This window comes from Granulicella aggregans, assembly GCF_025685565.1.
In the GTDB taxonomy this organism is placed as follows: domain Bacteria; phylum Acidobacteriota; class Terriglobia; order Terriglobales; family Acidobacteriaceae; genus Edaphobacter; species Edaphobacter aggregans_B.
Window position 1 is genome coordinate 1 of the sequence record NZ_JAGSYE010000005.1, and the last position, 20,032, is coordinate 20,032.

A 20,032-nucleotide genomic window follows, 5' to 3' on the forward strand; every position below is an offset into this window, starting at 1 on the left:
CCACCGTGCGACGTCCGGCCCGCACGTCGCTCAACACTTCAATCCGCCTAAGATCGCGTTCGCTCATAGAAATCCATGCCATCCTTAGACCCTGACATTTCTATCGGGCCAGACCATGACATTTCTAACGAGCCGCTACAGAGTAACTATACGTAACACTTATTATCGGACTTAAATGCTTTGTTCGCAACGCTATAGTCCGACTGATCTGTTTTGGATACCAAGGGCGCAGTCCAATCGGTTCAACAGGAGATCATGTGTCACCCCTCTCCAAGTGTGCCAAAGGGCTCCAGTAAGGTCGGGAGTGTTCTGCCTATAGCCGATCCCGTGGAACTATGGCATCAGGACGGTGTCAATGACGTGGATGACGCCGTTCGACTGCATGATGTCAGCGGTGGTGATCGTGGAGGTTCCCCCCTTTGCGTCGGTGAGCACGATGTTGGATCCAGACATGCTGGCGCTAAGGTCCTCGCCCTGAACTGTCTTGAGCCTTACCATACCGCCGCTTTTCTTGATCAATTTCTCGAGCTGCTTGGAGGTAATTTTGCCAGGGACTACGTGGTAAGTGAGGATCTTGACGAGGGTGTCTTTGTTCTCAGGCTTTACAAGAGTGTCGACTGTACCGGCCGGCAACTTACCGAAAGCATCATCAGTTGGAGCGAACACCGTGAAGGGCCCGGGACCGCTCAGCGTATCGACTAAGCCAGCAGCCTTGACGGCAGCAACGAGTGTCCTGTTGATGGGCGAATTGACCGCGTTCTGGATGATGTTCTTGTTGGCGTACATTGCTGCGCCACCAACTTCGGGGTTCCTCCCCCCCCCTCCGCCCTGCACCGGAGGATAGGAGTTGCCGTCCACTCCAGCAACACCCCCAAGCTCACCACCCGGAACAGGCGTGGTTTCCGTCGGAACATAGAGTTTGATAGATTGCACGATGTGCTGCTTACCTTTATCTACAAATGTGACAACTACGGTGTCCCCAGTTCTAATATCTCCTTTTCGAGTCTTGTCATCGACAATGAGGTCAATCACGATCACTCTGTCGTCACGGTCTCGATATGAAATCTGTGCGGATATGTCGTCAAGGCGTGTCAGAACGGCGTTGGGGATTGTTCGTGACGTCGCCGGACTCGACTTCGCTAGCGTCGCTAATCCAGCGAAGCACACCGCCGTGATCAGAAGGAAACAGGCCTTCACTGGCCATTCAAATCGACGGATCTGATTGATGCTCAGAGACATGAGAATCTCCGCTCGGAGAGTGATGCTTGTGCCCTAGCATTTCGACAAGAATATGAACGAAATATAACTCAATCGGGAAGAGAAAATCTAGATACCTGTTGAACAAGCCCATCGAGAACCAAGCGATGAGCACAACACTAATCATGCCGATAATCAGCCACAAGGCCTTTCTTCGGCGGTTCTGGATATTTCCAAAAGCGTAAAAGATTAGCAGGCCCAGCGCGATGTCGAGACATACATTCGGCCAGAACGACCACTCGTGAGATGTCTGGTGGGCTAGCAGAGCCTCGATATAGGTTCCATGAAGGGCTACGCCGCTGATCTCACCAGCGGGACTGAGGTGCTGGTCGACGGGTTCACCCCGGCCCTGCTCAGCCCTCCAACGGCCGCCGATCAAGACGACGTGACCATTACAGGCAGACATTGCTTTGTAGGTTGCATTAGCCAATTCCGCAAAATCGATTCGACTTGGGGCGAAGTCGAGCTCGGGTAAGAACGTGCCGAAGACCTCTGCACCTGGGGTGGCATCCTCAGGATCGGAGAGGATGTTGTCCGAACTCTTCGCAGCCTTCGCGATCTTGTATGCAAAAGAATCGACCGCTTTTCGGCGACCATCCGGGCCTCGCACATCCAGGGTTACAGAAATTTGCCGCTTATCGTTAGGCAAATTGATGTATCCAAATCCCGTGCAACGAGGACCGATGCATTTCGATGGATCTAAATCATCAAGCGAGTACAGTGGCGGTAACTGACTTGCTGGATCATCTTCTTTTTGTCCCAGATCGCGATATAGAACGCTACCAAGAATCACCGGAACTCCATGATTTGTAGCAAAGCGGATAGCTTTGGCAAGTGCCTCGTTATCGCTCCACTTTGACAGGTCGGGAGTATCGCAATCCAACGGATATGGCACTGCTGTCGGACCGGGAGCAGCGTCCCCGAGCGAAAGGCAGGGCTGCGCAGGGGCCACTGTCGGCAATACAGCTTGGCTGCATCTGCATGATGTTTGACGTTGCACAACTGCCGCAGAGTCTTGAGGTTGCGTTCTTCTGGGATCGTCTCCCTCAGGGTTTAGAGGCTTCAATAGTTCTACATCGATTCCGATAACGCTAGCTCTGGTCCGTAATTGTGCAGCGTGCAAGATCAGCTTGGCCAGTTGCTTCCGATCTGTTGGAATATTCCCATACATGTAATTCCAATGAGCTTGGTCATCGATATAGACCAGTCGAACGTATTCATTCTTGAGTGGGATCGCTCGCCAGGTAATAGGCTGATAAAGCCGCATTTGAAGATCCAAGTTGACATCGCGTAGCTCCCGCAGGGTATCCACTAAAGCTTTGGTTACCGGATGCATGGGGTCAATCTGCCTATTCAAGAACTTGCCCCCTGAGATCAGCAGGTTCCATAAGGCGACCAGCCCAAAGACGACGATCACAGAGGGCTTTGCGAAGTCCTTGAGCGGCATACTATCCGACACCCGAGACCAGGCCACAATAACCCGTTGACGCCTTTCCCGGAAGTGGTGCTGTGCAAGCCGGAAACATTTCACCATGAACGTCGAAGTCTCCCTTCAGATCGAATTCACAACTTCACTTATGAAGAGGGCGATGATAATATTCCGCGTCTACACTATAGTTGGCAAACCGAAGCAATCCAAGAGAAACTCTTTGAAGTCGTTGGAGAATCCAATTTCCTGATCCTGCCCAGGCAGGAGAGGCTAGATGCCCATGCCCCGACGATGCTGAACCTGGGTTGCTTCGGGCGCAACAACGCTTGGAGATGTGAGTGCGTTGTCCTGAGCGATGACGTTGGCAGTGGTATCGATCTGCTTTTGTTGTGGAAGGCTGGTGGGATTCTTGAGAGCCTGGGCCGGGCTCGATCCATCGGACGTGTAGACGCTCACTTCTCTTCCGCTACGTGCGAGCGAGGCTATCTCTCTCTGGCTCTCAAGCGCCGCCTCTTGCGTTACGATGATCCGCTCGGGCGCTCCAGCTCTGATACCTTCGACTGCGTAACCGTGTTCGATGTGCTGGGCCTGCCTTTGGTCGAGATGGACTGTTTTGCCTTTATCGAGCTGGACATCTAGTTCCCTGCTCTCGCTGATTGCGGTGACCGTGCCAAACTCACCCTTTCTAATGGCGAGTTCCGCCATAGCCGATGTGATTTGTATCCGTTCGCCCTGAGCGATCTCTCGTTGCTCGACTCGGTAGACAGCGCTTTCCGCCGTCATCGTTTTGGTGAGGTGCGGACTATAGGTAGCCCAATCACCCGTCGAAATTTGAACCGTGAGCGCATTCTTTTGTGGATTACTCGCTAGAACCGTTCCAACGCTGTTGTGATTGATTCCGTGGAGTTCGGGGCTTCCCTGCCCGTACTGGATGAGGTCGCCGGGTGTGTACTGTGCGGCTAACTTTGCGTTGGTTATGGGCTGCTCGACGTGGACGGTAAGCGATTTGCTGTCTGGCGAGAGTGTCCCCTGTGCCTGGAGATCGGCGCGAATGAGCTGGTTTAGCTCTTGGCGTTCCGCCCGATCTGGTGCAACGATGACGCTACTGTCGGGTCGCTGCATGTAGGCGGTGGCGACGGCGGCGATGCGATGATTCGGGTCTGAGTATTGGTGTACTTCGGGTTCGACAGTTGGGCGGCGGGGGGCGACCACAGGCTGCCGAAAATCAACCGCGGCGGTTTTGCTGACATCGGTCGCGAGTCGTGCTCCCAGAGTTTCGGCATCATTGGTGTAGATTCGAGCGTCCGTCTCCGCGCGAGAGATCGTGACGTAGGCGAGCCTTGTGTTGATGAGATTTCTTGAGGAATCTGTATCGATATTGACGATGACGCGGCCCTCGGTAAGCCCTTGCGAGACGTGCGAGGTCACAGCGTAACCATGATCGATGTGCCGCATTTGCGCTGGATCGAAGCTGACGGTGCGGTCCTCTTTCCCGTCCATGCGGACGGTGAGCTGGCCGGGTTCGATTTTCGTGATGGTGCCGAGATCCCGGTTCGCGACATTTAGGTCTTTGTCTGTGGCGGTGAACTGTAGACGGTCGCCTGTGGCAAACTCACGCGGCTCCTCCCTGTAAACGTTCACCCCTGACAAGCGACGTGGATCGTACGATACACTTTGCCCGTCCTGCCTCGTTACCGTAATGGTGTTGTCGCGGGCGCTGGTGGAAGTGACGACGGATAGGCTAAAGACAGCGGCTCGGGGACCCTTAGCCAGCGGTATTATTTGTAACAGAGCCCCTTTAGGTGATTCTTCAATTTGGTTCATTTGCTATCCTTTCAGGTATCTTGCGTGTTGTACTGTCCAAAACCTTGGAGCAGCAGGGCTGTAGTCTTTCGCTCGCAAAAAGGCTTACCGCTCAGTGGTCCACGAAGTCGAGAGTTGCTCTCCGTCGTTGAAGCCTTATCCCAATCCAATGCGGCTGCCGGTGTGTGGTGACGTCGACGAGGTGCCCAACTTAATTCCTTTCTGCTGCGTCCTCCCAGACGACACTACCAGCCGCCCCCAAGCGCGTTATAGAGTTGCACCAGCGAAAGCGCTTCCTGCTGCTGCGCGGTCTTGAGGGTCAGCTCGGACGTGTAGAGATTGGCGTCATTGGTCAAGACCTCGAGATAGCTGGTGGCTCCAGCCTGATAGCGCATACGCGCCAGCCGAACTGCATCACGAGTGGCTTCCGTCTGTTTCTCCTGTTTTTCGCGGTATTCGCGGGTCTTGCTGTACGCAACGAGAGCGTTGTCGACATCGCGAAGGGCGCCGGCGATCGTCTGCCGATAGGTATCGACGAGTTCCTGATCTTCGGCCTTTGCGTAATGGAGATTGTTGGTTAGCTTGCCGCCTTCGAAGATCGGCTGGCTCACCGAGCCGAACGCATAGTAGTAAAGATTTTTCGATTCGACGATTCCCTTGAGCTGGCTTGTACTCGTTCCGCCCGTACCGGAGAGCGAGAGCTGAGGAAAGAACTGGGCCTTTGCGACGCCGATGTTTGCGTTTGCCTGGACGAGCAGCTCCTCAGCTCGGCGGATATCGGGACGACGCTCGAGAAGATCGGACGGCAGACCAACGGGAACCTCAGTTGGATGCGGAGCCTGGTCGATGGGAAGGCCGCGAGCGATCGGGCCAGGAGCGCGGCCGAGCAGAATGCAAAGGCTGTTTTCCTGCTGGGTGATCTGGCGTTCAAGATCGGGGATCTGTGCCTCAGCGGTGTATGCAAGCTCCTCTGCCTGACGCACGTCGACGAGGGAGTCGCTGCCTCCGGTTTCCAGCTTGTGCGTCAGTTCCAACGAATCCTTGCGAGCCTTGAGTTCGTCCTTGGCGATGGTCAGCTCGGAATCGAGCGTTCGGAGTTGGTAGTAGCTGGTGGCAACGTTCTCTACGAGCGTCGAATAGGTGGTCTGCTGCGCCCATCGGGTGGCGCGCAGGTAGGCGCGGGCTGCCTCGGTCTGACGACGATAGTAGCCCCAGAAGTCGAGGTTCCAGGCCACGGAGGCAGTCAAGCCGCCGGTGTAAATCTTCGTATGCCCCTGGTTGCTGTTCGCACCGTTGGAGTTTGAGCTGCCGCTGTTATTTCCCAGGCCGCTGAGCAGACCGCCGGGCAGCGCCACGGCGTCGTAGGTGCCTCCGAGGCTCACCGTCGGGTACTGGCCTGCCCTGGTGATGCCGACCTCCGCCTCCTGTTCGAGCACGCGGTCGGCCGCGATCTTTACGTCGTAGTTGTTCTTCAATGCCTCGGCGATGAGGGATTGAAGGACGGGGTCGGTGAAGATACTAGTGTACTTTTCGGCTCCAAGCGGAGTGCCAATGGGAATCACTTCGGGAGCGCCGCGGTAGGCCGCGGGCGTGTTGACGAGCGGCCGCTTGTAGTTGGGGCCGACCATGCAACCAGTGGCGGCAACGATAATCAGTGTTGCGGGAGCGAGTTTCCATTTCATGCCGCACCTACCTGTTGGGGAGCCGAATGAGGAGTGGAGTTATCTTCAGGCGGACCGGCATCGTGGGATGAGTCGAGGCCTGCGTTGTGCGAACTTCCGAGGCGCTGCGCGACGAGCTCGGCGAGAGAGAAGGTGGTGGGGACGAGGAAGATCGCGATGATGGTCGCGGCCAGCATGCCGCCGATGACGACGGTGCCTAGGATCTGACGCGAGACTCCGCCCGCTCCCGTAGCGAACCACAGGGGCACGCAGCCAAGGATGAACGCGAAGGCTGTCATCAGGATCGGCCGGAAGCGCAGACGGGCCGCTCCCATGGCCGACTCGAAGATGCTCTTGCCGTTCTCATACTCGTCCTTGGCGAACTCGACGATCAGGATCGCGTTCTTGGCGGAGAGGCCGATGAGCATGACCAGGCCGATCTGGGCGTAGACGTCGTTTTCCATGTGCCTCATGGTCAGCGCGAGGTATGCGCCGAATATCGCTACGGGTGTGCTGAGCAGCACGCCAAACGGCAACGACCAGCTCTCGTACTGCGCCGCAAGAATGAGGAAGCAGAGCAGAATGGAAATGGCGTAGACCACCCAGGCAGGGACACTCTTCTGCGCCTGCTGCTCCTGAAAGCTTAGGCCGGAGTAGTCCATCGCCATGCCGTCCGGCATTGTTTGGGCGAAGGTCTGTTCCAGCCCCTTCATGACTTGCCCGGTGCTGAAGCCGGGTTTTGCGACGATGGTGATCGAGGCCGCTTCGTGCTCGTTATAGCGCGTGATGAACTCGGGACCCGCGATGCGCCGGACCGTGGTGATGGCGGAGAGCGGAACTCGATTGCCATTGGCGGCGGTCACGTAGAACTGTCCGATATTGTCAATGTTCGTGCGCGTATCGCCTTCCGCTTCGACATAGGTCTGCCATTGACGTCCGAAGCGATTGAAGTAGTTGACCAGCGAGCCGCCGAGAAAGGCCTGCAGCGTCGTGTAGACGTCGCCGATATTTACCTGCTGCTGTGCGACTTTTTCGCGGTCGACGTCTACGTAGAGTTGCGGGACGGCGGGGAAGTAGGTTGGGATGGCAGCGGCGATCTCCGGCCGCTGGTTTAGCGCGCCGAGGAACTTGTATAGGTTGCCGGTAAGGAAGTTCGGGTCGGTCGAGTTAGAGCGATCTTCGAGCACCATGCTAACGCCACCCGACGTTCCCAGGCCGGGAATAGCTGGCGGCGCGAAGGAGAACGCTATCCCCTGCTTGACGCCGCCGAGAGTCTTCGAGAGGTTGGTCTGGATGACGGCGAACTGTTCCTCCTTGCTCTTGCGGGCGTCCCAGTCCTTGAGCGTGACGAAGAAGAAGGCGTTGTAGGTGCTCTGCGTCTGCGAGAGCAGACTGAAGCCCACGACGGAGACGACGGATTGAACGCCCGGCACCTGGTGCAGAGCGTCTTCGACCGACTTCGCGGCGTCGGTGGTGCGCTCGAGACTGGCGCCCTGCGGCAGTTGCAGGTTGACGAAGGCATACCCCTGATCCTCAGTTGGCAGGAAGCCGCCGGGCAGGCCTTTTCCGAGCAGGAGCACCACGGCGCTTAGTCCAAGGATGATGATGATGCCGACAATCGACTTGCGCACGAGCCATCCCGAGAGGCCAACATAGCCGTTGGTCGCCCTCTCGAAGAGCTTGTTAAAGCCGTTGAAGAAGCGGCCCAGGAGACCGGGCTTGGCGTTCTTATCCGTGGGTTTCAGGAGCAGGGCGCAAAGGGCGGGGCTTAGCGTAAGCGCGTTGAACGCGGAGAACAGGACCGAGATAGCGATGGTCACGGCGAACTGTTGATAGAGGCGACCGGTGATGCCAGGGATGAAAGCCGTCGGCACAAAGACGGCGGTAAGGATGAGCGCAATGGCGATGACGGGGCTCGATACCTGCTCCATGGCGGCGTAGGAGGCATCCTTGGGGGACATACCTTCTTCAATGTGCTTCTCGACGGCTTCGACGACGACGATGGCGTCATCGACCACGAGACCGATGGCCAACACCAGTCCGAAGAGCGAGAGCGTGTTGATGCTGAAGCCGAGAACGGGGAAGATGATGAACGTGCCGATGAGCGAAACCGGCACGGACAGCAAAGGGATGAGCGTGGCTCGCCAGCCCTGGAGGAAGATGTAGACGACCAGCATGACCAGGACGAGCGCGATGACCAGCGTGACCAGAATCTCGTGGATGCCGGCACTGACGGCCTTGGTGGTGTCCAGCGGAACCGCGGACACCATGTCGGGTGGGAAGGCTTTGGACAGTTTGGCGAGTTCGGCGCGGACGTCCTTGGCGCACTGCACCGCGTTCGAGCCGGGCAGCTGATAGATTGCCAGGATGGCTGCAGGTTTCCCCTCAAACCGGCCGTTGAGGTTGTAAGTTTGAGCGCCCAATTCGATGCGTGCGACGTCCTTCAGGTGCAGTACGGAGCCGTCGGCGTTGGAGCGAAGAATGATGTTGCCGAACTGCTCCGCGGTGACGAGTCGGCCTTGCGTCCGGACGGTATAGGTGAACTGCTGTCCGCTGGGGATCGGCTCGGCGCCGATCTGTCCGGAAGGGTTTACGGTGTTCTGCGTCTGTAGGGCTTGCGTGATCTGCGGTACAGTGACGCCGAGCTTCGCAAGCTGATCGGGCCGAACCCAGATGCGCAGCGCGTATTGGCCAGCGCCGAAGACCTGCACGCGAGACACGCCTTTCACGCGCGTGATGTCGTCGACCAGGTTGATGTACGCGTAGTTGGCGAGGAATGTCCCATCGTAGGTTGAGTGAGGAGAGGAAACCGACAGGAGCATCAACGGCGACGTCAGCGACTTCTGGACCGTGAGGCCGGCAGTGCTTACCGCAGTCGGCAACTGGCTCTCCGCCTGCGACACGCGGAGTTGCGACAGGATCTGGTCGTTGTCCGCGTTGGTTTTTACGTCGAAGTCCACCGTGAGCTGCATCTGGCCATTGCTGGCGCTGGTGGACTGCATGTAGTTCATGTTATCGACGCCGTTCATCTGTTGCTCGATGGGCGTGGCGACGGCTTGTTCGAGAGTCCTGGCGTCGGCGCCAGGATAGGTTGCCTGGACGAGGATTTCGGGGGGGACGATGTTGGGAAACTGCGCGGTCGGAAGGCTGAGCATCGATACAAATCCGCCAATGACCATCAGGATCGCAATGACCATCGCCACGATGGGGCGACGAATAAAGAATTTCGATATCACTGATTCTCCCCTCGCGGAGCTTGTCCGGCGTTGCTTGCGGTTGCGGTAGTCTCCTGTTGCGGGGCGACCCTGGCACCATCTTTGACCTTGTCGTTGCCTTCGGTGACGAGAACCTCGCCTGCATCGACCCCTTTGGTGATGACGATGTCCTGACCGATCTGAGGACCAAGCTGGACGGTATGCACGTGCGCCACATTGCCCGAGCCCACGATGTAGACCTGGTTCATTCCCTGCAGTTCGGAGACGGCGCGCTGCGGGATGACAACAGCATTCTGAAGCACCTGGGTCTGTGCGCTGATGCGGCCAAACTGGCCCGGCCGCAGCAGATTATTGCGGTTGGGGAACGCCGCTGCAAGGCGAATACTGCCAGTCTGTGAGCTCACCGACCGATCGACAAAGACGATTCGCCCAGACTCCGGAAAAACCTGGTTGTTCGATAACGTGAGCTTGAGCGGAATGGAAGCGCCTGTATCCAGCAGGTCAGCGTGGCCGCTGGAACGGGCCCGAGCCGCGAGCGCGAGATACTCCTGCTCGCTGATGTAGAAGTAGGCCTTGATCGGATTGAGCTGCGAGACCGTTGTGAGTACGGAAGAGGTGCTTACCAGATTGCCGACCTGAAGCGCGGCCTGTCCGGCGACGCCGTCGATGAGCGATCGCACTTTGGTGAAGCCCAGGTTGAGCTGCGCGGATTCGACTTGTGCCTGGGCGCTTGCAATCGCGGCCTGGGCGCTGGCAACCGAGGCCTGATTCGACTGGAGCGTCTTGGTCTCGTTGTCCAGGGTGCTCTGGGCGATAGCATGAGCCTGAGCCAGTGGGGTGTCGCGCTGGACATTGATCTCAGCGAGCTGCACCTCAGCCTGGGCCTGTCCAAGCTGTCCCTTGGCTTGGTCCAATTGTCCCTGCGCCTGGTCGAGCGTGGCCTGGAACGGCCGAGGATCGATCTCAAAGAGGACCTGGTTCTTGTGGACCTCGCTGCCTTCGGTGTAGTCCTGCCGGATCAGGTAGCCGGATACTTGAGGCTGTATCTGCGCGTTCACATATCCGTCGGTAGTCGCCACCCAGTTGCCGATGATCGGGACCGACTCGGAGGCGGCAGCGGTCACTTGGACCGGAAGGGGCCCCTGAGGACCTCCGGCACCTGACGACGGTCCGGACGATTTGCAACCGCTAAGCAAGTACACGGGAGACAATGCCGCGAATAGACTTGCGATAACGCAGAGTTTGCGAGGCGCAGTCTTCGAGACGTTTCGTAAAGGAGATGTGACACGGAGCGAGGAGGGCGTTTCTGAGGAAGAAGTCAAGAAGAATCTCCTGAATTGCCGTGCCAGAACAGCGGCTCGGCGGTAAAATAGAAACATACACGCATGTATATATGCTTGCGAACATCCAATCGGTGCAAAAAAAAATGAAAAAACAAACCAATTCGCAATCCGACACCAGCCCTCGTCGCAAGCCAAATGAGGATGCAAAGCCTGCCCGTCGCCTGCGCCAAGGTGAGCGGACACAGGCGACCCGGACGGCACTGCTCGCCTCCGCGGAGCGAATTTTCGCGCGCGATGGCTTTGAGGCGGCACGGATCGAAGACATCGCGCTGGACGCTGGGCGCACTCGTGGAGCGTTCTACGCCAACTTCGACGGCAAGGCGGAGATATTCATCGCGCTGCGAAGTATTACGTTCCGGCGTGTCAGGTCCGAGGTAAGCGCCCTGCTCGCGAACGTTAGAGGGAAGAAAGCTCGTGAGAGACGAGTCGCTCTCTATCTCCTGGAACAGATCCACGATTCACAGAGTCTTCTGCTCCAACTCGAGTTCAAATTGTTCGCCATCCGTCATCCGGAGATGCGGGCGGAAATGGCGAAGCGCCACCTCGATGCCCTGATGCCCGACGAGATGGAAGAGCTTCCAAGAGAGTTCAGTTTCGACGAAAGAGCCCCACTTGAGCAACCACGCAGGGGCCTTGCCATCGAGGCGCTGCTGGAGGGATTTGCCGTCAGCGCTCTCTTCAGTCCCGAGGTCATGAATCGCGACGTTCTGGCGCAAACCATCCCACCCTTGGCGTCGATTCTCTTGAGTGACTGGTTGCGAGGTTCCCGTTCCTAGTCCGTTGCTGTGTCTGCATTTCGACAAGGCTGCGGTTGGCATCGATTTAGGCTTTGGTGCCCGCGTCCGTCTGATGCTTCGCCTGCTTGTCCGAGAACTCCGCGTATTTGACTGCGCCTCTTGAGAAGCGACCAGAGCCTGTGTAGCCAGTACGCGCAGGTAGGAGCCGCTCACTGCGACAACCACCATCTCGCGCGCATCGCGGCCGTTCAGCAATGCCGCCTGACGCGACCGATCCGCCGAACGCAGGTTGTGAAGCGCAGTAAGGGTGAACTCCTCGGACAGGTTCGCCTCCGCGCTGTAGTAGTGATAGGGACCCACTACTTTAGGCAGCACTGCGCCTCCGCCAAATACCCCGCTTCTCAGACCCTCCGTCTGCAGATCGGTCTTGGCACCGCTCTCCGAAAGAGAGCGGCTTCAGGATCGCGGCTGCGATCGACACCTTTATGAGCGGCCAGTAAGGCGCCCTCCTGTTCATCTCATTGTCCTAAGAGACCTTCTTTCTGGATTCAAGTGTGGAAGTCGCCTTGACGACTCTCTTCGACACTCTGCTGGCAACCATACTGGTGATGTCGAGGCTTTCTCTGTCGATCCGGTTGTTACTGCTTGCACCCGCGGAAATGAGAGTGTGCTCAGAGCTGTCTGTGAGATCGATGTGGACTGAGAGCGACGTGTTTGCTGTCAAGAAGCCAACGGGGCCGGTTGAAGAACGCACAGCGCGATTGCCCTTCTTGAAGCCGGTGACTGTCAGCTTCAGCGTCATACCCGTGCATCCTGGACCCGAGTTGCGATCTCCTGCACGAACAAACGAGGTTGACGGCGCTTCTTGGTGGAGCTTCGCAACGAGGTCCTCGTAGAGCAGTGCGCGATACTCGGCGGGCAACTGTACACCTGACACAGCGATGGGCTCCAAAACGATGGCAGTGGGATTGGTCGCCTGCTTCTGGCACGGTGGCGTGAGGGCCCCGTCGGCAGTCATCAATCGAGAGGAGAGCTGACCTTTGAGACGTTCCGCGACGTCTTTGGACGCTGCAAGAACCGTACCGTGATAACCGCCGTCTTCGTCACGGTATTCGATGGTGAGCAGATCGATGCTCTTCTGGGTGACTGCGCCCAACGGAGGTGCCGCGAGTCGCAGGATCAAACCTGCTCCGCCGCCGGTCTCCACGCGTTCATCGCCGATGGAAATTGCTTCAATATGTGAGACCGGAATCTCAACATGGGAGCCGGCGCTTGTGAATCGGAGTGCTGTTTGGGAGAGACTGAGGTCGCCCTTCAAGTTTGATGTAGTACCCGAAAGGCCGGCGATATGGGTGACCGGATATGTGGCAGTCTCCGTCGCATCCGCTATCTCCAATGGGGAGGTTTGTGTCGCCTGTGCGTGCGAATGCAACGAACCGACAGTGAGCGACAGAAGGGCAGTCAAGTACTGTAGACGATTCAAGGGAAATCCTTTCATGGCCGCTTCAGCGGCTTGTACGGTTGGCTGTGTGCGGAGTGCATCGCATGTACCGTAGCTGCGACGCGTGGTCGGAGATCAATTTGCGATAAACGAACCGAAACGTTCGTTTCGTATTGTTAAGAGTAGATTCGCGATCTGAAAGAAAGTTTCAGGGAAGCAGACAGCCTGAGCTGAATGAAGAGGAAAACGGGGCAAGCCGCGGTTCCATCTTTCGGTTATGGCAGGGCACGATGCGACCCCACTCGGTGCGAAACGTTCGTTTCGGCATGTAACAATGGATGCACAGCGTTAAAGAACATTGCAGGTATCGGTAGCTTGAAATCCATGATGAAGAAGGCGGCCACAAAGACGACAACGGAACGGTCGAAGACCGAGCTTCGTACGGAATTGCTCCTAGACCGACTGCTCGATGCAGCAACCCGGGTGTTTATGGAAAAGGGCTTCGATGCAACGAGCATGGGGGCAATTGCCAAACAGGCCCATGCCTCCACGGAGACGTTCTATCGCCACTTCCCGACTAAGGAAGAACTCTTTGAAAGGGTGCTGCTTCGCCGTACCGAGTTTCTCAAGGGAGAGCTAAACTCAGTTCTCCTGTCCGAGGACGTCCCGGAAAAAGCACTTACCGCTTTCGGTGAGCTCGGTCTGTCGCTTCTGCTTGCTCCTCAAGCGCTCTCCCTTCACCGTATCCTCGTGATGGAAAAGGGGCGTTTCCCACACATCGTCGCATCATTTCATTCCCAAGGTCCGCAACGAGTGCAGGCCGCTCTTGCGTCCTACCTTGCAGGGCAGGTGAAGAGGGGGAGATTGCGGAAGACGAATACCCATGTCGCCGCGCGCCAGTTCTTCGACCTTGTCATCCCGGAGTTCCACTTCGCTATGGAACTCCGCTCCACACCGGCTCCAACGAAGGCGGAGATGCGGCAGCGGGTGAAGGAGGCGATTGACTGCTTCTTGCATGGATATGGTTCAACTGGCTAGTATCTGTTCTCTCGTTCCGCACAGCCCGAACAGTCCATTTTCTGAATTCTGATTCCCAGCGCTTTGTATGAAAAGCCTTTGTTTATGATCAGGTTCTACAAGTTCCTCGACCCTCGGTCATCGGCCGAGTGCAACCGTCTGCTTCTTAATGATGCGGGCTGGTGCCGATGAGCGGTGGGTGCCAGGGCGGGTACACCAGCATGAGCCTGCTTGAGCAGGTCGCGCTCAATTACTCGCATCCACTCCGGCAAGGCCGACAGACCTCTGCGCAGTCGTCCTGAATGGCCAACCCAGGATCGGGTCTTTGAGAATGGAGATGAGGCGCTTGTGCAGGTTCCGTGGTCGGACGAAAGCAAGTCGCGCAGCGAATGGAGCGCCTACAGAAAGCGCATCGCGGGGTCGCCGGCCCAGCCGAGGCGGCTCTGCGCGGCAGCTTGAAAATCAAGAGTAAGGTTGCGAAGGTTATGGGCCGCATGCGGCCATCGGTGAGTTCGCCGATCCGAGTTGGAACGGTGTCCGTGAGTCCGAGATCGTTGGCGGCTGTGAGGCGGTAAAGCACCACCGAACTTTGCCTTCGGGGGTCAGCACGTCGATCACGTCGCGTGGGCTGGGGTGGGTGGCCTTGCCCGTGATCCGGTTGTCCTCGGTGGCGTTGAAGCCACGAGCGATCCGTCGCGCCGATCGCCGTGGTCTCCCATGGATGACGGCGTATCCGCTCGGCCATCTCTCCGTCGGCAAAGATCCGTTCGCTGTTCGGTTTCAGCGGATCGTCAACCTGCAGTGTCGAGGCATTCACACGCTTGCTTGAACATTCGGAGCTCGATGCGGAAACAATAGGTTCTCTGAAGGGGTCGGCGGAACTCGCGTATGGGTCACAGAACACCCAACCTGCTGTGAAGAGGTTGAGCTGACCGAAGCGCAGCTCCAGCGCCTGGCTATGAAACTCTTTCGCATTGTCGAGATGTATTGCGTCCGGCAGCCCTTCGACTGGCCAGGATTCGTCGGACTCGAGGCATGGACCGGATTTTGGGAGAACTGAGTGACTAATGGCGAGAGCTGTAGATGTGGCGCATGGCGGATCCATCGTCAGATAAAAGCCTGCAATCATACGGGTAGCGACATCGATCACTAGCGTCAGCCAAGGCCTCCCTATTGGCCGACGCTCCAGTTCGTCCACGCGGATGACGTCGACGAGGGAGTGGTCAATCTGCCACAACTCGCGAGGCTTGGTTGGCCTCAGCCCACCTTTCACAGGCTTGAATCGATCCCGCGAGGCCTTGGATACTTCCCGAGCCCGCACGATTAGCGCTGGATCTACTTGCTTCACCCGAGCCCGAATCGCTTTGTATGAAGGGACTCAGCGGTTCGCAACCCGGCAGGACAGAGCTATTTGCCGGTAGAGATCAACGATTCGCAGCCGTTCTCTCTTCAAGTAGTAGCCGACGATTAGTTCCCCAATGAGGTTTTCTACATTATCGTCGAGCCTGCGGACACCGGACGGTCGCCCCTCCTTCCTCGGCAGCAACTCGCTTGGCGCTGGATTCTTTCGGTATCGTGCGAGAAGGCGATACACCATCGATGCGGAAAGGCCAAGTTCGCGGGCGACTGACGCTATCCGCGACTGACCGGCTCCATCGGCGAGAAGCTCCTCCATCGCCTTGGCTCGTCTGCTGGCGGTTTCCCAGTCTTTCGGGTACGCAGTCTCAAAGTCTGGTTTGGAGGCCCGACAATGGCTTGCAGATTCCATGCACGATTGTTCTACAAGTTAGGGCATATTTCTACCAGTTACGGCACTCTTCTACCAGTTTCTGGTATAGGCAAGTGCCCTAGAATGAGGAAGACGGTTCGCAGAGTTTCGGAATAACGACAAAATCGGTTCGCCCGACCACTACCGCCCGATCACTCTGGCCGTTTGCACCAGAGCCGCCCAGAGAACCTTTGGAGCGAGCGGCACTTGATCCTAAAACTCAGCTTTGCATGTGTCTGCAAGCGTTCCGTTAATAAATAGCCTCCGCCTGTGAACAAGGGTGTGAGTAGGGGCGGTAACGCCGAAACCGGGAGGACGTAATAGAAGCCGAATCCTAAGACGCACCAGACCATCGCCGAGCGGTTGACGCCGTGCCAGTAGCTATAGCGGCCGGCGGGATCATAAAGTGCAGCGACATCGACCTGCATCCGCTCGATGAACACATAGTGGGCGATCAGGACGCCGGCAAGGGGAGCGAAGAGGTTTCCCAGCATCGTCGTGAAGGGAACAAGGCGAGTGAGCAATACCGGAAAGCCGGCTAGAACGGTGCTGACTATACCGACCAGAAGTGTATTCCAGAATCGACCGAGTCTCTCAAATACGTTACTTAGAGACAGCCCTCCTGTGTAGACGTTCAAGACGTTGATGGTGGTTTCATCAAGCGCAATCACGACAAGCAAAATCAGCAAAGTTCTCCAGTGAGGGTCTACTTCGGCAGCCAGCGAGAATGGATTCGCTTCACGGCCCAACGAGGCCGCAGCGCCATAGGCACCGAGCGAAACGGAGAACGCTGTCGCCAGGAACGCGGCCAGCATGGTCCCCCACCACATATCGGTGCGGCTGCGCGTATAACGGCAGAAGTCCGCCGCATCGGTGATCATGGTAAGCCATGCCGCAACTATATTGCCGAACCAGACGGCGCAGAGGGCATAGTTCCAACCAGAGCGCGCATGAAACTGAAAGACGGAGGACGGCCGATAACTGTTTGCCTTCACATGCATCAGTAACCAGAAGAGATAAACGATGCCGCCAAGTTTGATCGGCATACCGAACCGTGACAGCATCTTCAGCCAGCTATACCCGAAGAGCGCAAGGATAACCTGCGTTGCAGCCAAGGACAGCCCAATCCATACAAGCGAATATTGGCGTCCTGTCGTCTGACGCAACACAGCAGCGATGACCGAAGCGGCGATCACCGTCTGCACGGCGAACCAATAGGTTGACGCAAGGGTGCGCATTGTCGATGGCAGCCACTTGGCCCCGCGAATGCCAAAGACCATGCGGCAGGTGACCTGCCCGGTCAGTCCATAATCAACACCGACCGTCGCCATGACGATGTATCCCACGAAGACGACGAGAATACCGATCGTGCAGGTCACTATGGTCGACCAGAACGATAGTCCTGAGACGACTGCAAGGCCACCGATCAGGATGGTCGACGGATTGATTAGGAAATTGCTGACGAGGAGGAAAAGATCAGGCCAGCGAACGGTCTTCAGCTTGATCGGGATCGGTTCGATCGAGAAGTGCTCCACCGCGGATGGTTCTGATCGGATTGCAGCCGGTTCGGCGATCATGATTGCGAACTCCCGCCTAAGGTTTGGACTGAAAACGGCTTAGACGATCGAAGATAAGATGGAAATAACCGTCTGCATCGATCGTACGCAGAACCAGTGCATTGGGCGGCTTACCAGTCACTCCCCACCAATCGACGACGCTTGCGCCGAGCGTCAGCGGACTGCTGCGCTCGATATCTACAAAGACCTTGCGCCCCGTGAACAACTCGGGTTTGAGCAGATAGGCTGTCACCGTGGCATCGTGTAGAGGTCCGCCCGGCCATCCGTACTTGGCGCGATCAAAGCGCTTATTGAACTCCATAAGGTGATAAAAGGCCGTACCGACAGCGGTACCCATTGTTCGTAATACCTCGAGTCGGGCATCTGTGAGCAGCGCCTGGTGTGTGCAGTCCAGCGGGATCATTGTAATGGCGATGCCGCTGCTGAAAACTCTTGAAGCCGCTTCCGGATCGACAAAAAAGTTGAACTCTGCCGCGGGCGAGATGTTCCCACCCTCGGACATCGCGCCGCCCATCAAGACGATCCCGGCAAGATGTTGTGCAAGACGCGGCTCACGCTCGAATGCCAACGCGATATTGGTCAGAGGCGCTAGACAGCATAGGGTGACCGACCCTGCGGGACGAGACATCACCATGGTGACAATCGCATCGGGCGCGAACTCAGCCTGAAGCGCGGTGTGCGGTTCCGGGAGATCGTAGCCGTCGAAACCCGTTCGGCCATGAACGTGCTCCGCCGTGATCAGGCCGCGAACCAATGGCCCGGAAGCTCCCTTGTATACAGGAATGTCACTTCGACCTGCAAGCGCCAGGGCTTTCAGTGCGTTCTTCGAAGTAAGTTCGACAGGTACGTTTCCCGCGACCGTTGTGATGGCAAGCACTTCAATCTCTGTCGGGGAGGCGAGTGCGGCAAGGAAGGCGACGGCATCATCCGGCGACGGATCAGTATCGAAGATTACGCTCTGGGGATTGGACAATAAAGCCTTCCTCATCTCGCCTCCAACAAGTGCCAAAGCCGGCGGAATCTAGATTGGCGGAGAGAATATATACCGCCGCAATTTCTATCGGACAAGTGTATCCACATAGCATAACCCGTTCCCATGATTCTCCCTTCCATACAGATTCAACGACTGCGGTCGACAACGGAGAGCGGCCGGAGCGAACGCCGCTGTCTCTTGCTAGATTGGATCCCTCACAACGTGGCCCGCCATGGCACCATATCTCAGGAGATGTCCATGACCTCAAGCCGCCGCACTATTCTGATCGATACGGACACCGCCTCCGATGACGCTGTAGCGCTCATCATGGCCATTCGATCGCCGCGCGTGGATATCGCGGCAATCACTACCGTTGCCGGCAATGTCCCGGTCGATCAGGCGACGCGCAACGCCCTCTACACGGTGGAACTCTGCGGTGCGAAGGTTCCCGTCTATACGGGTGCGGCCAAACCTCTTCTTCGCGAGCTCGAGACAGCTGAGTGGTTCCACGGACTTGATGGACTGAGTGATCACGGTTTTGCACCAGCGGCACGGGTTGCCGAGCCAATCCACGCAGTCGACGCGATCATTGCGACCGTCCTTGCGAACCCGGGCGTTGAAATCATCACCCTCGGCCCATTGACAAACCTGGCCGTTGCCATCGCACGGGAACCTCGCATTATCGCCAACATAGCCCGCTGCGTCGTAATGGGCGGCGCGCCCTGCTGTGAGGGTAACGTCACTCCGGCCGCTGAATTTAACATTTGGGTCGACCCGGAGGCCGCGCGCATCGTCTTCCTCTCCGGTCTGCGGATTGAGATGATTGGCTGGCAGCTCTCGCGCTTCGATGCCGCGCTTCAGGACGCCGACATCAAACGTATAGGCGCTCTCAACACTCCCCTTGCGGACTTCGCTATCCGCTGCAACAGCGCCGCCGCCGCCGCTTATCAGGTTCAAACAGGCGAGGTGGGTATCTCTCTCCCGGATCCCATCGCCATGGCGATCCTCCTCGATCCCCGCCTCAGTCTGTCCTCAAGCAGGCACTTCGTCAGCATTGAAACCAACAGCGAAATGACGCGCGGAATGACGATCGTCGATCGACTTGGAGTCACGACCGATCAACGCAATCACCTCGTTTGGAAAGATGTGCTGGCAAGCGCCGTGCCAAGCGACATCTGCTGGGAACTCGACATAGCAGGCTGGAAGAAGGCTCTCGCCGACTCGCTTCGCTAACGTGTTTCTAGGAGGCTCGCCTTGAAGGCGAAAGCGCTCGTCGTTGGCAGCTTCACAGATGAACGGCCAAAGGCGAGGTTTCCGATAGGTGGGGTTGACCCGCGTAGTAGAAACACTTATGTGATTTTCACCGAAGACAGCAGAGACCGAATGAACCAGATGTCCGATCCCTTCCTTATCTTCATCGTGGACGATGAATCTTCAATTGCAGAAACAACCGCACACATCCTTCACTGGGAAGGGTTTCACTGCGCTCCTTTTAGCGATACCTTGGATCTGATCGATCATTGTGCCGCTACACCACCCAACCTTGTCATCTCGGACATCATCATGCCCCAGATGAGCGGTTTCGACCTGGAAACCCGACTGCGCGACACTCATCCGCAATGCAAGATCCTTCTGTTTACCGGCTAGGCCGGAGTGGATGATCTCCGGGAATATGCCCTGGAACTCGGTCACGATATCGAAGTGCTTTCGAAGCCTCTACATCCGCTCAAACTAATCGAAAGAGTAAAGATCATCTCCAGAGACCAAATCTCAAGCGGGATAAGAGCAAGGCTCCCGGATCCCGAGCCTTC

Annotated in this window: 14 protein-coding genes; 4 read left to right on the forward strand and 10 right to left on the reverse strand. The window is 57.3% G+C overall.

Annotation, left to right across the window (positions count from 1 at the left end):
- Positions 1–333: 333 nt before the first annotated feature.
- The 6 genes from OHL18_RS20660 to OHL18_RS20685 form a co-directional block, all read right to left on the reverse strand.
- On the reverse strand, positions 334–1,239 hold the full coding sequence (locus OHL18_RS20660; protein ID WP_263376778.1) for a fasciclin domain-containing protein: 906 nt from the start codon (positions 1,237–1,239) through the stop codon (positions 334–336).
- A complete protein-coding gene (locus tag OHL18_RS20665) occupies positions 1,205–2,704 on the reverse strand; it encodes a CHASE2 domain-containing protein (protein WP_263376779.1) in 1,500 nt (499 codons plus the stop codon). Before OHL18_RS20665 ends, OHL18_RS20660 begins: the two co-directional genes overlap by 35 nt.
- Positions 2,705–2,956: 252 nt before the next feature.
- Positions 2,957–4,327 (reverse strand): hypothetical protein, encoded by a 1,371-nt coding sequence (locus OHL18_RS20670; protein ID WP_263376780.1) that lies wholly within the window; start codon positions 4,325–4,327, stop codon positions 2,957–2,959.
- Between the two features lie 407 nt (positions 4,328–4,734).
- Complete coding sequence (locus OHL18_RS20675; RefSeq protein ID WP_263376781.1) at positions 4,735–6,171, reverse strand: efflux transporter outer membrane subunit; 1,437 nt, start codon at positions 6,169–6,171, stop codon at positions 4,735–4,737.
- Positions 6,168–9,383 carry an efflux RND transporter permease subunit gene (locus OHL18_RS20680; RefSeq protein WP_263376922.1) on the reverse strand — a complete coding sequence of 1,072 codons (3,216 nt, stop codon included), beginning with the start codon at positions 9,381–9,383 and terminating at the stop codon, positions 6,168–6,170. Before OHL18_RS20680 ends, OHL18_RS20675 begins: the two co-directional genes overlap by 4 nt.
- Complete coding sequence (locus OHL18_RS20685; protein ID WP_263376782.1) at positions 9,383–10,489, reverse strand: efflux RND transporter periplasmic adaptor subunit; 1,107 nt, start codon at positions 10,487–10,489, stop codon at positions 9,383–9,385. The genes OHL18_RS20680 and OHL18_RS20685 overlap by 1 nt, the downstream gene beginning before the upstream one ends.
- A gap of 218 nt (positions 10,490–10,707) precedes the next feature.
- On the opposite strand from OHL18_RS20685, the gene OHL18_RS20690 reads away from it, so the two are divergent.
- Positions 10,708–11,484 (forward strand): TetR/AcrR family transcriptional regulator, encoded by a 777-nt coding sequence (locus tag OHL18_RS20690; protein WP_263376783.1) that lies wholly within the window; start codon positions 10,708–10,710, stop codon positions 11,482–11,484.
- A gap of 487 nt (positions 11,485–11,971) precedes the next feature.
- On the opposite strand, the gene OHL18_RS20695 is transcribed toward OHL18_RS20690, so the two are convergent.
- The gene (locus tag OHL18_RS20695) at positions 11,972–12,928 is read right to left on the reverse strand and encodes a hypothetical protein (RefSeq protein WP_263376784.1); all 957 of its coding nucleotides are present in this window, start codon (positions 12,926–12,928) and stop codon (positions 11,972–11,974) included.
- A 342-nt stretch (positions 12,929–13,270) separates the two neighbouring features.
- Between OHL18_RS20695 and OHL18_RS20700 the strand changes: the two genes are divergently transcribed.
- The gene (locus OHL18_RS20700; RefSeq protein ID WP_263376785.1) at positions 13,271–13,924 is read left to right on the forward strand and encodes a TetR/AcrR family transcriptional regulator; all 654 of its coding nucleotides are present in this window, start codon (positions 13,271–13,273) and stop codon (positions 13,922–13,924) included.
- Positions 13,925–14,386: 462 nt separating this feature from the next.
- On the opposite strand, the gene OHL18_RS20705 is transcribed toward OHL18_RS20700, so the two are convergent.
- The 3 genes from OHL18_RS20705 to OHL18_RS20715 all read right to left on the reverse strand — a co-directional run bounded on the left by OHL18_RS20705 (position 14,387) and on the right by OHL18_RS20715 (position 18,236).
- Complete coding sequence (locus OHL18_RS20705) at positions 14,387–14,662, reverse strand: hypothetical protein (protein WP_263376786.1); 276 nt, start codon at positions 14,660–14,662, stop codon at positions 14,387–14,389.
- 1,161 nt (positions 14,663–15,823) lie between these two features.
- Positions 15,824–17,248, reverse strand: a complete 1,425-nt coding sequence (locus OHL18_RS20710) for a purine-cytosine permease family protein (protein WP_263376787.1) — start codon at positions 17,246–17,248, stop codon at positions 15,824–15,826.
- Positions 17,249–17,264: 16 nt separating this feature from the next.
- Positions 17,265–18,236, reverse strand: a complete 972-nt coding sequence (locus OHL18_RS20715; RefSeq protein ID WP_263376788.1) for a nucleoside hydrolase — start codon at positions 18,234–18,236, stop codon at positions 17,265–17,267.
- Positions 18,237–18,479: 243 nt separating this feature from the next.
- On the opposite strand from OHL18_RS20715, the gene OHL18_RS20720 reads away from it, so the two are divergent.
- Positions 18,480–19,454 carry a nucleoside hydrolase gene (locus OHL18_RS20720; RefSeq protein WP_263376789.1) on the forward strand — a complete coding sequence of 325 codons (975 nt, stop codon included), beginning with the start codon at positions 18,480–18,482 and terminating at the stop codon, positions 19,452–19,454.
- Positions 19,455–19,475: 21 nt separating this feature from the next.
- Entirely contained in the window at positions 19,476–19,868 is a 393-nt protein-coding gene (locus tag OHL18_RS20725) for a response regulator (protein ID WP_263376790.1), read from the forward strand.
- The last annotated feature ends 164 nt before the right edge of the window (positions 19,869–20,032 follow it).

Bases quoted from the DNA above. Each gene is read 5' to 3' on its own strand.
- OHL18_RS20660 (WP_263376778.1), bottom strand. From the start codon at position 1,239: ATGTCTCTGAGCATCAATCAGATCCGTCGATTTGAATGGCCAGTGAAG.
- OHL18_RS20665 (WP_263376779.1), bottom strand. From the start codon at position 2,704: ATGCCGCTCAAGGACTTCGCAAAGCCCTCTGTGATCGTCGTCTTTGGG.
- OHL18_RS20675 (WP_263376781.1), bottom strand. From the start codon at position 6,171: ATGAAATGGAAACTCGCTCCCGCAACACTGATTATCGTTGCCGCCACT.
- OHL18_RS20700 (WP_263376785.1), top strand. From the start codon at position 13,271: ATGATGAAGAAGGCGGCCACAAAGACGACAACGGAACGGTCGAAGACC.
- OHL18_RS20710 (WP_263376787.1), bottom strand. From the start codon at position 17,248: ATGATCGCCGAACCGGCTGCAATCCGATCAGAACCATCCGCGGTGGAG.
- OHL18_RS20715 (WP_263376788.1), bottom strand. From the start codon at position 18,236: ATGAGGAAGGCTTTATTGTCCAATCCCCAGAGCGTAATCTTCGATACT.
- OHL18_RS20720 (WP_263376789.1), top strand. From the start codon at position 18,480: ATGACCTCAAGCCGCCGCACTATTCTGATCGATACGGACACCGCCTCC.